The following is a 13,298-nucleotide window of genomic DNA, read 5'->3' on the forward strand; positions in this document are numbered from 1 at the left end:
ACCTTGCCATCTCCTGGTTTTCGGCCGCAGCATCGTGAATCTTTAGGGTTGATTTTGTGTACAAGTTATCAATCTAGTGAATCCACAGATTGAGTTGCTCGTCCTGGTGGATTTCCAGGGCCTGGAGTGACTGGCCCAGGCAAGGGCCCAGCAGGCAGGAACCGTCGGCGGGATCGAACAGCGCGCCGTGGGCGAAACAGACGATGTGCTGGCCGTCGCCGGACATGAAACGGTCCTTGCGGTATTGCATGGCGACGTCGAGGTGCGGGCACAGGTTGCGGTAGGCCTTGATCTGGCCCTTCCACTTCAAGGCGAGGACGGTGTCGCGGCCCTGGTGCCAGGGGTCGAAGCCGCGGGCCTGGCCTTCTTGCAGGTGGTGTTCGTGGCATAGCAGAACAGGAACGTTCGACACGCTTGTTTTTCTCCACATGATTCACGGCCCTGTGGGAGCTGGCTTGCCAGCGATAGCGATGGGGAATTCACTAGAGCTATCGCTGGCAAGCCAGCTCCCACGGGGCCCATCTTGCTCTCTCGATCAATGTTCAGATCGGCTCGGCCGTACGCGCCAGCATCGCCTTGGTCAGCCCGACCCGGTCGAACCCGGCATCCCGGGCCATTTCCCGCTCGCCAGCCAGGATCGAGTTTTCGGCGATGTACTTGCAGCGGTCGAAGCGGCGCATCATGAAGCGTTGCAAACGGGTCCGCAGATCACCGTCGCCGAACAGTTCCTCAGCCAGCACCAGGGCATCCTCGATGGCCATCCCGGCACCCTGCCCCAGGTGCGGCGTGGTGGCATGGGCCGCATCGCCGATCAGGATCACCCGGCCCTTGAACCACGGGTCATCAACGAACAGCACTTCCATCGGCTTGTAGACCACCTGGCTGTCATCGGTGATCTGCTCGCGCAGCTCGCCGACCAGCCCGCCGATTCCGGCGATGCGGTCGCGCATGGTGGCGGCCAGCTGGTCCTTCTCGAACCAGGGGTTTTCCGGCTCATGGGAGGTAGAGAACATGTACATCAGGCCGTCCGACAACGGCACCAGCCCGGCATTGCCTTCGGCGCCGGTGTAGCTGGCCAGGTGGTCGATGGAGGGATGCCGGGGAAGTTGTAGCGCCACACGGCCTGGCCGGTGAAGCGTGGGGTATAGCTATCCCCGTAGAGCAGGCCGCGGATCTTCGAATACACGCCGTCGGCACCGATCATCAGGTCGTAGCGGCCGCTGGAGCCGTCGGTGAAACTGACATTGAGGTCGAGGGGAAATTCTTCATAGGAAGCCACGCTGATGCCGAGGCGTACCCGGGTACCGAGTTCGATGGCGGTATCGCTCAGCACCTGGTGCAGGGCCAGGCGCGAGATGCCGACGTTGGCCGGGTATTGCGGGCCGGCCAGGCGCTGCCCGGGAATGCGCGCCAGGGCCTTGCCCTGCAGGTCGTAGATGCCGACGTCCTCGAAGGGGTAGGCAGCGTCCAGGTAGCGATCGAGCACCCCGAGGCGGGCCATTTCCCGGACCACGTTGCTCTGCTGGATGATGCCGACGCCGTACACCGTCCACTCCGACTTGATCTCCACCAGGTCGACCTCGACCCCTTGGCGCCGCAGCGCGATCGCTGCGCACAGGCCGCCGATGCCGCCGCCCACGATCAGTACTCTGTTGATATCGCTCATGCGTATTTCCCTTGTTCTTGTTGTCTGGATCAGCCCTCGGGCAGGAGGCTGGAAGCACAGGCTAGGAACCGGGGAAGGATTTGACTAATCGTTACTGGGGATGCAGGGTATCGCGAAAATAAATACAACAACGAGATGCCTGCCATGCGCTTCAAACACCTGGACCTGAACCTCCTGGTGGCGCTGGATGTCCTGCTCGAAGAGCAGAACATCACCCGAGCCGCCGAACGTCTGCACATGACCCAATCGGCCACCAGCGGGGTGCTGGGCAGGCTGCGCACCTACTTCGAGGACGACCTGCTGGTCCAGGTCGGGCGCAAGATGATGCTCACCCCACTGGCCCGCGACCTGGAAATTCCGGTGCGCGAAGTGCTGCTCAAGATCCAGACCTCGATCACCGCCAAGCCGGTGCAGGACATCGCCGAAAGCAAGCGGCATTTCCGCATCATGGCCTCCGACTACCTGATCAGCGTGCTGTTCGCCGAAGTCATCCGCGAAATCAACCGGCACGCGCCGCTGATGACCTTCGAACTGATCAGCCCTGGCGAAACCGCACGGGAAATGCTGATGCGCGGGGAAGTGGACCTGATGATCGCGCCGGACCACTACATCGTGAAGGAGCACCCATCGCAGTTGCTCTTCGAAGAGCAGCACGTCTGCGTGGTGTGCCAGGACAACCAGGCGGTGGGCGAGCGCCTGACCCTGGAGCAATACCTGGAGCTGGGGCATGTCTCGGTGGTATTCGGGCGCAGTCGCACGCCGGGGATCGAGGAATGGTTCATGAGCGAATACGGCTGCAAGCGCCGGCTCGAAGTGATCACCCACGACTTCAACACCCTGCCGCAACTGGTGATCGGCACCCAGCGCGTGGCCACGGTACATGGCCGCCTGGCCCGGCTGTATGCACGCAACCTGCCGCTGCGCATCGTCGCGCCACCGGTCAACCTGCCGGCGATGCAGGAGTACATGAGCTGGCACCGCAGCCTGGACCGGGATCCGGTGCTGGCGTGGCTACGGGGGAAGTTGCTGGAAATGGCGAGCGCGACACCGTTGGCGGCCTGAGGCTTCCTTCGAATCCGACACGGCCGCCGACAGGGTATTGCTCAGCAGCATGGCCCACACCTTGCGCTGGGCCAGCTTGCGGAACTGCTCATGGCGCGGTCCTCGACTCCAGGTCCATATCGGCCGGCCACTCGACCTTCGGCGCCAGCAGCATGGCGACGTTGCACCACAGCACATCGTTATGGTCTCGAGGTGGCCCCGGTGGAGGCAGCGCGTCAGGGCCTTGTTGCATGTAGGTGCAGACGTAGGCCCAAGCGTGCTCGTCGGCACCCATGGCGGTCAGGGGGAAGCGGTCGATAACTTGGTTGGTACCGGGTTTGACGATGGACAGTTCGACGCCGAACTGGATGATGACCCCGCCCTGGGCCGTGAAGTGGGTTCTTCTCCAGCGTTCGGCTCGGACTTGTGACCAGTCGTAGGCAACGGGCACTACCCGCCACTTTTCGAAGGGGTTCCACCAGCGGTATTTGAAGTTGTAGGCGTAGAGGCGTTGGCGAGCTCGGTTGAAACGAAGAGGCAGGTCGCGGGGAGGAGATACATCGAATTTCCAAAAAAATAGGGTTAACCAGATACCAATGAGTGAAGTTGAGATAAGAATGACCCACTCTTCGATCACCAGCGTTCGCTCAGCAAATAGATAAAGCCATGACGATATGAAAAGAGATACGGCTGAGGGGGGCACGAACCATATCACCACCCCTCTAACAAGAGCCGATGCCCGAGGCAACTCCAGAAAAACATCATCTTGATGATTGGGGGTATCGAGACCAAGCGCTGGAGCCATAACCGGCGACTCTTCGGGAGTGGGCAAATCCTCTCGCCATCCAGGACAGGGTGGATTGAGTCTCGGTCCTTTCATGCGAGTTCCAACCTGACTTGTCCCTTGATCTTGTCCTCTCTCACGATCAGTCGGGCGAAGCCTGAATTATCGCTCTTGTCAGGCCAATAGAGGACTTCGAGTTCAAAAGCATGAACTTCAAGATATCCAAAGAAACTGATGGAACCCTGAATCTCGAGTGTTTGGGCATTTTGCGTAATGACAGGCGCCGTTGTTTCCGGATGGTAACCCGGTTTCTTCCAGTTCGCCGGAGGCGGTAACGGACCATTCACCCCACCGCTACGACCACTCGCGATGGTTTCTCCCAAAGTGTGGTTTGGCCGGAATACCTGCAACGCCCATTCATAACCTGACACATCAGCCTTATACCCAGGCAGGACGAGCTTGTAGTCCAGAAAGAGTCCCGCCGGAATTGCGTCACCAATAGCAAGCCCGCCCGTCTGCTCGGCTTTCAACGCCATTCCCACATCCGCAGTCAAACCCAACAAGGCTGCGTTCAAGACACCAATTGCCGTATCCATGTCCTCTGGCTTCTTCCAGCGACGATACGTCTCTGGCACTCCCCAAAGAGATTGTCTCGCCCATAGTTCAAGGGGTTGTGACTCTTGCTTTTTCGCCCATACCGCTACGCCGTACGCAACAAGGCCCAGTAATACACTGACTGCGAGCGGAGCAAGTGCTATAGCGACTGGCGCCAGAGAGCCTGCAAATCCTGCTCCTGCTGAAAGACCGGCCATGATCGCCGCTCTTATGTAAGCATCTCTTGCTTTTGTATCTCCGACTTCTCCTACTCGAACCGCCGCAAACGCATACTGCAACCCCTCCAACGCACTAGCCAACGCCACCAGCGCCCCACCGTACTGCACGATCCGCGCCCCCACCCCGACTGTCTGTCCAACAATCCGGGTCGGCATGTGCAGATCCGGCCGAACCATCTGAATCGTCCCACCGACAACCTCCGTACCGGCCCCCATCACACCAATCGATGCCGACATCACCGCCGCCACCGCTTCGGGATGCTTGTCCCCCACCGCATCGAGCAGGCTGGCATAGCTTCGGCGCAGGCTGTCCTGCTGGAACCACAAGCTGATCAGGCCCAGCCCCATGGCGCTGGCGCCGGGTGTGCCGGCAACAGCGGCGGTGCGCATGCTGTGCATCGACTCCCGCGCCAGCTGGATGGAGCCCTCGGCATGGAGGGTCACCTTGCGCGCCAGGTTGTCCATGGCCCCTTGGACTGCTTCGGCACCGACAGTGACCGTGCGCAAGGCATCGCCAATGCCGTCGCTGACCCCGGCGCTTAGCTTGTCCAGCCGGGTCTTCAGGGACTCGGCCTTTTCCAGGGTCCAGAACGTGACTTCGACCAGCTTTCCTGGAGCGCCCGGCACGGCCGCCGACAGGGTGTTGCTCAGCAGCATGGCGCGCACCTTGCGCTGGGCCGGCTTACGGAACTGCTGGTCGAGCCGGGTCATGTAGCGATCGGTGCTTTCCTGCAGCACTTCGTTGAGCAGCGAAAGGTACTCGCCCACCTTGAGGGAAACGGTGACTCGCGTGGCCTCCACCCCGAAGTGGCGCAGCAGGGCCGCGCGGTGCAGATGCCCCAGCAATGTCCGGGTCTTGTCCGACAGCTCGTTGCCGAGACGACTGCTGGCCGTCGCCGCCGCGGACAGCAGTTGGCCGATGGCGTCCTGGACGGGCCCGGACATCAGGTTCCTGGCTTCCTGGGTGGTGATAAAGGTCTTGATGGCGTGGTAGACCCGGGTGCGCTCGTCACCGGCGAGAGCATCCTGCAGCTCTCCGAACAGCGGGATCATCCCGGCAGTCAGGGCCCGGTACAGCAGGCTGTCGTGATCCTCCAGCAGCGTTTTCCAGAGCCGCAAGGTTGGGCCCAGCGGGCCGTCTCCTCTCTGTTCGGTCGCACCACCGGACAGGCAGGTCCCCTGCATGCGGAAGAACAGCGCGACCGAGCGCGGGTCGGTGATGCTGTAGTCATACCTGGCCGCGCGCTGATAGGCCGCGTCCTTGCAGTGGTGCTCATAGTGTTCGGCAACGTCATCGAAGACCTGTTGCCAGCCAGCGAGGGTATGCTCGAAGTCCGCCTCGAAAGCCGCACGGGACTGCTCGTCGTAGCGTTCTTCCAGGCGCTCCCTGGCCTCCGCTTGCTTGATCGGGGCCAGGCGCGCGGTCTCCGCCTCGACATCGAGCAGGGGAAAGTTCCGATTGAGCATCGGCAGGGTCGGATTGACCATCGGGTTGTTGTTCTGCTCGCTCCGCCACTTGTTTTCGTCTTTCGCGCGCTTCTTCGCCCTTTCCTTCGCGACTTCCATCTGATGCCCACGGATCGCGAGCAAGGCCTGGGAGGTGAAGTACTCGAAGCTGCGCTGCGGTTCGGCACACCATTGCAGCATGGCCTGGTGGCGGAGCAGACGCTGGGCATTGAGCTCCTGGACCACGCCGATGGGGTCAGGCAGCACCAGGGCCAGTACGCCGTTGGGCAGTTCATGTTCCTGGATCACGTTGCGCAGATGCCCCTTCAGGGCACGCAGGCGGTGCTGGCGACCATAGAAGCCGTGCACGCTGCGAAAATCGCCGGGGATGTTTTGCGCGTACTCGAGCACCTGCTGGAGCTGCGGGTCGCTTTCGCTCATGGCGATGCCGACGCTGGCGGGGTCGCTGCGCGCGGCCTTGAGGTCGAGTTGGTGGAAGCGTTCATCGAGGTTAACGCCGTCGACCACGCCGCCGTGCAGGTAGCTATCCAGCACCGCCTTGGGCCAGGGGTCGTTGGCAATGGCCAGCCAGGCGGTGGAGTACTTGTTGGCATCGATGTTGATGAAGGATGCCGGGATGTCGTGATCCTCCCGGATACAGGCCTCACACAGTGGCCGGGGTTCTTCCTGCGGCATCTGGTACGGGCGGAACTGGCTCAGCGCCCCTTCGGGCGAAATCTCGTAGGCCTGCCATTCGCGGCGGTCGAGCAGCACATAGAGATAGCCCTGGCGCAAGATGCGAGGTTGCCCAAGGCCGATGCGCACGGCCTGGACCTCGGAGCCAGGGGTCAATGGCCGCAACTGGGTCTCCCAGGGGCAGGGGCATAGGCGGCGCGCAGGGGCAGGATGGGCAGGCCGCTGCGCTGGCAGGTGGCGCAGAGGGTGCTGGGGACCGGACAGGCCTCGCCGGTGGCGATGTCGGAAATGACGCTGAAGCTGATGGTCATGAATAGTCCTTCGCATGGGGCAGATCAGTGAAGGTGCGTTTCCAGAGGGCTTCGCTGTAGTGGCTGGCGAAGTGGCCTTGCAGGTCCAGAGCACCTGACCCGGCCTTGGTGATGAGCGCCTGGATTTCCGGGTGGCGCAGCAACAGCGGGTGGATGAACACCCGGTGCAGGCAGAGGGCGATGATGTCGCGATGACTTCGAAGACCGAACGCGTAGGCATCGCGGACCAGACGCAGCGCATGCAGGGCTGCCTGTGGCGGCAGGACGGTGTCTCCTGTCCAGCGCCACGGCGCGAAGCCGGCAGGGCGTTGCAGAAGGTGCTGCCAGATACCGAGGAAGTTGCTGATCAGCGGTGCCCACTGCTGGGCCTGGTGAGCCGCCTCCGGCATCACGACCTCGGCCGGGTCGTCAGTGCCGCGTATCACGGCATGAGTGCCCCAACTGAGCGGTAGTAACCAGAAGCGGATGGGGCATAGCAGCCAGGATTTTTCACTGACCGCCGTGGCGCAAAACAACTCCAGCCGGAGTGGCTCGAACCAGGGCAAGGGGCGCCCGTCTTTGCCCGCAATGGTGTGGCAGCGCGTTGCGATATGACCGGCGATGATATCCAGTGGTTGCGGGCTGAGCAGCCAGCCGCAGACATAACGCTTGTGGTAGCCCGTGTCCCTGGATGCGCGCTCGGCACTCCATTCGAGATGCTGCAGCGCTGGCGATTCACCGGGCCTGGCCAACTGAACCAGCGCGGGACAGGCGTCGGGAGTATGGGCAAGATCCGGGCGCAATACGCGGGAGACCGCAGCATCGCCAAGCGACTGGACCAGGGACGGCACACTGAGTGGGTGCTCCGGCGCACAGTCGGCCAGGCCATCCAGCAGCAGGTAAAGATAATCATCCGGCGTGCGGTGATGCTCGAGGAAATGCGTGACAGCCCTCCCCGCCTTCATTTGATTTTCCTTTCGCATAGGGCGTGCTCGCCTTCCAGCACCTTGCTGGTCTGGGACAGGTTGTTGCCGCTGCCTCCTGCGGGCTTGTTCATGGGGCCCTTGAGCGTGAGCGCGATGCCATCCAGCGTGATGCCTGCAGCATCGATGCGCAGCGTGCCGCCGGGGCCCTTGAGGACCAGAGTGTCGGCGCTGCCGATTTCATGGACCCGGGTGCGGTGGACGATGCGCTGGCCCGCTTGCAACATGACGTCGCCTTGCACCTGCTGTCGCAGATTCCCGCCGATCTCGATGTGGTGGTCGGCGGTCGTGGTGTCATGACGGTCGTTGCCGACCTCTTCGGTCCGGTCCCCGGCCGTGGTGATGCTGTGGTTGCCGCCGACTATCAGGTCGTCGTGTTCGCCAATCTCATGGCGCCGGTTCTCCCCGATCAGCACCTGCTCGTCGTTGCCCACCGTGTTCTTGCGGTCGTGACCGACGGTAAGGCTCTCGTCGTTGTCCACCTGCTCGCTGCGGTCATTCCCGACGTGGGTGGTTTCGTCGTTCCTGACTTCGTTCCTCTGGTTTCTCTGGGCATGGATGAAGACTTCTTCCTGCCCCGCTTCGTCCTCGAAGCTCAGCTCGTTGAAACCATTGCCCTTGTGGGTCTGGCTCTTGAAGACCATTCGGGTCTTGTTTGCGGGCAGTTCGTAGGGCGGGCGCTGAAGTGCCGTGTAGCATCGACCGGTGATCACTGGCTGGTCAGCGTCCCCGTTCTGGTAGCTGACAATCACGCCCTGACCGATGCGCGGGATTGCCATATGCCCCCATAGCGCTCCGGCGATGCCTTGCGAAACCTGGATCCAGCAGGAGCTGTGTTCGTCTTCGTTGCCTTCCCGGTCCCACGGAAACTGCACCTTCACCCGGCCGTATTCATCGCAATAGATTTCCTCGCCCGGCGGCCCCACTACCGTGGCCATCTGCGGGCCGTCGATGCGTGGTTTGGGCAGCGGCTCGGGGCGCCATTCGGCGTCGTGCGGGACCAGGGTGGCGATGCAGTTGTAGTGGGTGCCACGATCAGCATCGGCGCTATCTTCTTCCTGGCTGACGTACTGCTTGCCGTGGTGCTCCAGGTGCACCGGGCGCCAGCCGCGGTTCATGTCCTCGCGGGGGTGACCCACCATGTCGAAAAACAAGCCGGGGACCAGCCGGGCATCGTCGCCCTCGGCAATGACCTGGCAGGCGTCACCGCGCAGGCCGAGCAGGCGGCTGCGGCTGAAGGCCTCGCCGGGCTTTTCTCCGCGGTAGCGACCAGGGTAGTCGTAGCGCTCGTAACTGTCCGCCTGGTGCTCGAGGTCGGTGGCCTTGTACGTGCTCTGCTCGGTGTATCTCGGGTTCTTGAAGCTGTAGTCGCGCTGCACCTGGCGGGCGCTGCGCACGTTCTCGCTGTAGGTGAAGCGGTGCAGCGCCGGGCCCGGGCGGTCGGCGCCGGGCTTGGGGTTGTATTCCACCGGCGGGCCGGGCTGCTTGCCGAAGATCCACAGGTAGTCGCAGTGGATCAGGCGGTGGCCTTCCTCACTGTGCAGGAAGCCATAGAAAAAGCCCTCTTCGCGCATGATGCGCTCGACGAAGTGATAGTCGGTGTCGCCGGCCTGCACGCAGTATTCGCGGACAGTGTGGGGCTTGGCGGCGCGCAGTTCGTAGTCGAGGGTGAGGGCGTGTTTTTTCAGCATCACGTTGGCGATGTCGGGCACGCTGAGGGTCTGGAAGATGCGCCAGTCCGAACACAGCTGCAGGCGGGCCAGGCGGGGTTCGACGAGCGCACGGTAGCGGGTGTGGCGAAAGCCGGTCTCACCTTGCTGGAAGCCGCTGACCGAACCGTGGACGTAGCGTACGGGCTGGCCGCCCTGCCAGAGGGTGAACAGCGCGGGGCGGTCGAGGATCTCGCCGAACTTCACGGCGGCATCGGTGCTGCTCAGGTCGACTTCGAGGCGAAAGGTTTCGGAAAGGGCCTCGGTGAGGTGGAACTCGACGACTTCGAATTCACCGGCTGCTGCGGTGAAGGTGAAGCGCAGATCGGATTGAACGGCCATGGCGGATGTCCCGGGGAACGAATTCCCCGGAATCCTGACTGCCGGTCAACCAGTGGTATATAGGAAAAGTCCCAAGCCAACGCATGAAAAGACTGCGCTTTTGAAGCCGGATCCAGCCGGCCTCATCGGCGCTCTAAACGAAATACACCCAGCGCCTCCCCCAACCCCGCACTCAGCCGCTGCAATCCCTCACTCGCCTCCTCCAGCCGCGCACACTCCGCCGCATTCTGCTCCACCACCCGCTCCACCTCGCCCGCCGCATCATCCACCCGCCAGGCGAGATCCTGCTGGGTCCGCGCCGCTTCGGCGATATGCCCGGCAGCACTCTCCACCTCGACAATGCTCGCCGTGATTGCCGCCAGCACTGCACTGGCCCGAGCCGTCAGTTCCACACCTTCACCAGTCAGTCGCTGGCTGTCATCCAGGCTGGCCGCCGCCGTCCGTGTCACCTCGCCCAGGCGCTGGATCATCCCGTCGATCTCCCCGGTGGACGCCCGGGTCCGGCTGGCCAATCCGCGCACCTCGTCCGCCACCACGGCGAACCCTCGCCCATGTTCCCCGGCCCGCGCAGCCTCGATCGCCGCATTCAACGCCAGCAGATTGGTCTGCTCGGCCACCGCGCTGATCACATCCAGCACGCCGGTAATGGCCTCGCTCTGGCTTTGCAGCAGTTGCATGGCCGCAGTCCCCGCCGCCATTTCCCCGGACAACCGCTGAAGACTCTGGCTCGCCTCGCGCACCAGCCGGTCCCCTTCGTGAATCAAGGAACTGGCCTGCCCCAGGCTAGCCTGGCTTGCATCGACCCGCTGATTGACCTGCACCGTCGCCTGGGTCATCAACTGCATGGCCTGCATTACCTCGCCGGTCTGCCGCCGCTGCGCCCGCACGCCCTGCCCCGTGCGCTCGACCATTCCGGCCAGGGTGCCGGCGGCGACATCCAGTTGGTCCGCATCCCCGCCGATGCGCCCGACCAGATCCCGCAGTGCCTGCAACATCACGCCGATCGCCTCGTTCAATTGCCCCAGTTCATCGCTGCGTCCCAGCCTTGGCAGGCGCCCGTGCAGATCCCCGGCGGCGACCCGCTGTGCCAGCGCCAGCATCTGCCGGACAGGCACGGCGATCGAGCGGCGGATCAACACGCAGGCCGTGATGCTCGACAGCAAGGCCAGCCCGAGCATCAGCGCCAGTTGCAGGTCCAGGTGCCGACGTCGCACTTCCCAGGCCTGGACAGCACGCTCGCGCTCACCATCCAGGGCGGCAATCACCTGCTGCGCCGCGTTGCTCATCGCCGCCTGCTGGCCCTGGGCCTGCTCGCCGCTATCGCTGTAGCGCAGGAACGCCTGGCGGTACTCCTCAAGCGCCGCGGCGGCCTCATCCAGGGCCTGACGACGCTCTCCCTCCAGCCGGGCGGCAAGGCTGCTTAATGCGCTGCCCAGTTCATTGACCCGGTTGATCCAGTCGTCGCGATAGCGCTGCTGCGGATCGAGGGTGAAATACAGCTCGCTGTCACGCAGGTTGGCCAGCCGCTCGCGCAGCGCGGCGGCGTCCTCCAGCAGTTGCATGGCCGCCGTGCCGGGTGACTGGTCCTGCTCCAGCCCGGCATTGATGTCATCCAGCTGATCGAGGAACACCCCGGCAAACCGTTGCCCTGCCCCCTGTGCCAGTTCCTGCATGCGCAGTCGCGCATCCTGGGCTTGCAGGCGGGCCCCGGCATAAGCCTGGAAGCCCTGCAGGTACTCCATGCCAAGCCTGGCGAAATCCCCGTCGACCGACTCGTCGCGCAGCTTCTGCAAGGCCATGGTCACGTGCCCGGCGGACTCGTCAGTGACCAGCAAGGCGAACGCCTTCTCCGCCTGCCGCGCCTCGGCCAGGTGATTCTGCAAACGCTCCAGCTCGCGCAAGCGCTCGCTATTGGCCTGGCTCACCTGCAACGCGTACCAGGCCGCCAGCCCCATGCCAAGGGTGCACACCAGCACCAGGGCAAAGCCCAGCGACAGCTTGCCGCCCACGCTGAGACGAGCGAACGCGCCGGCGGACGGGATGGTTTCGAACACACTGGAAACGGACAAGGGCATCCTCCTCGCAAAGCCGCGCGTCGTGCGCGGCCGCCCATCCTGCCCGCCTCATTCCCCGCTCCACCAATCGCATCTGGCGATGCGACGCATCGGCCCGCGCCATGTATCGCGTGCCCGGATAGCTGGCATCCGAACAAGCGATTTGTCCGATTCCCGAGGCCCGTGCGAGTTTGCAACGGCTGCCCGAAGGGCGGTCGCCGCGTGCTTCGGCAGATCTGCGCTGCATGCCGGCGACGTGCATAACAAGAAGGAAAACAACCATGTTCCGTTACTTCCCGAGCAACTACGTGTGGAACCTCTCGGTCAACCTGGCCATCGAAATGGGCGCCCGCATCGGCGAAATCGTCGAGATGTGCGAGCCGCTGCAAGAGGCCGCGAAACAGCCTGATGCCGAAGGCACCCGGGCCTTCCGCGAGACCTGGGCGAGGATGGCCGACAAGCTTTGCGAGCTGGCTGCCGAGGACGAAGCCCGCGGCCGGCTGCTGTCCGCCGGTGAGAAATACAACCGTGCTGCCACCTACTACCTGACCTGCGAACGCCTCCAGGCCCACGGTGCCCCCGGGCGCATGGCGCTGTACCAGCGCTTCCTCGATACCTTCGCCCGCGGCATCGCGCTGTCGAAGGAGAATTGCGAACGGGTCGAAATCCCCTACGAGGGCAAGGTGCTCTCCGGCCTCTACGTGCGCGCCGAAGGGGTCAGCGACCCGGCACCGGTGCTGGTCCAGCTCAACGGCCTGGACTCCACCAAGGAAATGAAATACCGCGTCGGCCTGCCCGCATGGCTGGCCAAGCGTGGCGTGGCCTCGCTGCTGATCGACCAGCCCGGCACCGGCGAAGCCCTGCGCCTGCATGACCTGAAGGCGCGCTACGACACCGAGCATTGGGCCAGCCGCGTGGTGGACTGGCTGCAGGACCGCGCAGACATCGACCCCAAGCGCATCGGCTGCGAAGGTGTGTCCCTCGGTGGCTACTACTGCCCGCGCGCCGTGGCCTTCGAACCGCGCTTCGCCTGCGGCGTAGTGTGGGGCGCCAACCATGACTGGCGCGATGTGCAGAAACGCCGCCTGGAGCGCGAAGGCAGCTTCCCGGTGCCGCATTACTGGGAGCATGTGCGCTGGGTCTGGGGCGGCAAGGACATCGAGGCGTTCATGCAGATCGCCGAGAACGTCCACCTCGATGGCGTCGTCGAGAAAATCCGCGTGCCCTTCCTCGTCACCCATGGCGAGCAGGACTCGCAGATCCCGCTCAAATGGGCACACCGCACCTACGAGCAACTGGTCAACAGCCCCAAGCGCGAGCTGAAGATCTTCACCTCCCGCGAAGGCGGCGTGCAGCACTCCAGCTTCGACAACTCCATCAATGCGGGCCAGTACATCGCCGACTGGGTTGCCGAAACCCTCGGCGGCCGCACCGCCTGAACCCCGGATAGAACA

The 13,298-nt window shown here is 63.6% G+C and carries 9 protein-coding genes and 2 pseudogenes; 2 read left to right on the forward strand and 9 right to left on the reverse strand.

The genetic code is table 11. The annotated features are described in order from the left end of the window. Positions 1-73: 73 nt before the first annotated feature. Together CSV86_RS16430 and CSV86_RS16435 are read right to left on the reverse strand one after the other, a co-directional pair. Positions 74-412, reverse strand: coding sequence for a Rieske (2Fe-2S) protein (locus tag CSV86_RS16430; RefSeq protein WP_009402984.1), 339 nt, complete (start codon positions 410-412; stop codon positions 74-76). 130 nt (positions 413-542) lie between these two features. Beyond that, positions 543-1,666: pseudogene (locus CSV86_RS16435) on the reverse strand (FAD-dependent oxidoreductase). Positions 1,667-1,810: 144 nt separating this feature from the next. On the opposite strand from CSV86_RS16435, the gene CSV86_RS16440 reads away from it, so the two are divergent. Beyond that, the gene (locus CSV86_RS16440) at positions 1,811-2,728 is read left to right on the forward strand and encodes a LysR family transcriptional regulator (protein WP_009402986.1); all 918 of its coding nucleotides are present in this window, start codon (positions 1,811-1,813) and stop codon (positions 2,726-2,728) included. Between the two features lie 88 nt (positions 2,729-2,816). On the opposite strand, the gene CSV86_RS32010 is transcribed toward CSV86_RS16440, so the two are convergent. The 7 genes and pseudogenes from CSV86_RS32010 to CSV86_RS33450 form a co-directional block, all read right to left on the reverse strand. Continuing rightward, on the reverse strand, positions 2,817-3,539 hold the full coding sequence (locus CSV86_RS32010) for a DUF6708 domain-containing protein (protein WP_240160516.1): 723 nt from the start codon (positions 3,537-3,539) through the stop codon (positions 2,817-2,819). Between the two features lie 44 nt (positions 3,540-3,583). Then, complete coding sequence (locus tag CSV86_RS16450) at positions 3,584-6,595, reverse strand: T6SS effector BTH_I2691 family protein (RefSeq protein WP_240160517.1); 3,012 nt, start codon at positions 6,593-6,595, stop codon at positions 3,584-3,586. A 23-nt stretch (positions 6,596-6,618) separates the two neighbouring features. Continuing rightward, complete coding sequence (locus CSV86_RS32015) at positions 6,619-6,777, reverse strand: hypothetical protein (protein WP_240160518.1); 159 nt, start codon at positions 6,775-6,777, stop codon at positions 6,619-6,621. Then, a complete protein-coding gene (locus CSV86_RS16455) occupies positions 6,774-7,721 on the reverse strand; it encodes a hypothetical protein (protein WP_009402989.1) in 948 nt (315 codons plus the stop codon). Before CSV86_RS16455 ends, CSV86_RS32015 begins: the two co-directional genes overlap by 4 nt. Next, positions 7,718-9,790, reverse strand: coding sequence for a type VI secretion system Vgr family protein (locus tag CSV86_RS16460; RefSeq protein ID WP_009402990.1), 2,073 nt, complete (start codon positions 9,788-9,790; stop codon positions 7,718-7,720). The genes CSV86_RS16455 and CSV86_RS16460 overlap by 4 nt, the downstream gene beginning before the upstream one ends. Positions 9,791-9,912: 122 nt before the next feature. Further along, a complete protein-coding gene (locus tag CSV86_RS33445) occupies positions 9,913-10,785 on the reverse strand; it encodes a methyl-accepting chemotaxis protein (protein WP_376699767.1) in 873 nt (290 codons plus the stop codon). After that, positions 10,777-11,865 (reverse strand): annotated as a pseudogene (locus tag CSV86_RS33450) (HAMP domain-containing protein); the annotation flags it as partial. The gene CSV86_RS33445 and the pseudogene CSV86_RS33450, both read right to left, overlap by 9 nt. Positions 11,866-12,125: 260 nt before the next feature. Between CSV86_RS33450 and CSV86_RS16470 the strand changes: the two are divergent. Next, positions 12,126-13,283 carry an alpha/beta hydrolase family protein gene (locus CSV86_RS16470; RefSeq protein ID WP_009402993.1) on the forward strand — a complete coding sequence of 386 codons (1,158 nt, stop codon included), beginning with the start codon at positions 12,126-12,128 and terminating at the stop codon, positions 13,281-13,283. Positions 13,284-13,298: the final 15 nt, after the last annotated feature.

Source organism: Pseudomonas bharatica CSV86 (assembly GCF_000319305.2).
Lineage (GTDB): Bacteria > Pseudomonadota > Gammaproteobacteria > Pseudomonadales > Pseudomonadaceae > Aquipseudomonas > Aquipseudomonas bharatica.

What these genes read in the sequence shown, in the direction of transcription:
- CSV86_RS16455 (WP_009402989.1), bottom strand. Translation starts at nt 7,721, where the DNA reads ATGAAGGCGGGGAGGGCTGTCACGCATTTCCTCGAGCATCACCGCACG.
- CSV86_RS16460 (WP_009402990.1), bottom strand. Translation starts at nt 9,790, where the DNA reads ATGGCCGTTCAATCCGATCTGCGCTTCACCTTCACCGCAGCAGCCGGT.
- CSV86_RS32015 (WP_240160518.1), bottom strand. Translation starts at nt 6,777, where the DNA reads ATGACCATCAGCTTCAGCGTCATTTCCGACATCGCCACCGGCGAGGCC.
- CSV86_RS16440 (WP_009402986.1), top strand. Translation starts at nt 1,811, where the DNA reads ATGCGCTTCAAACACCTGGACCTGAACCTCCTGGTGGCGCTGGATGTC.
- CSV86_RS33445 (WP_376699767.1), bottom strand. Translation starts at nt 10,785, where the DNA reads ATGTTGCAGGCACTGCGGGATCTGGTCGGGCGCATCGGCGGGGATGCG.
- CSV86_RS16470 (WP_009402993.1), top strand. Translation starts at nt 12,126, where the DNA reads ATGTTCCGTTACTTCCCGAGCAACTACGTGTGGAACCTCTCGGTCAAC.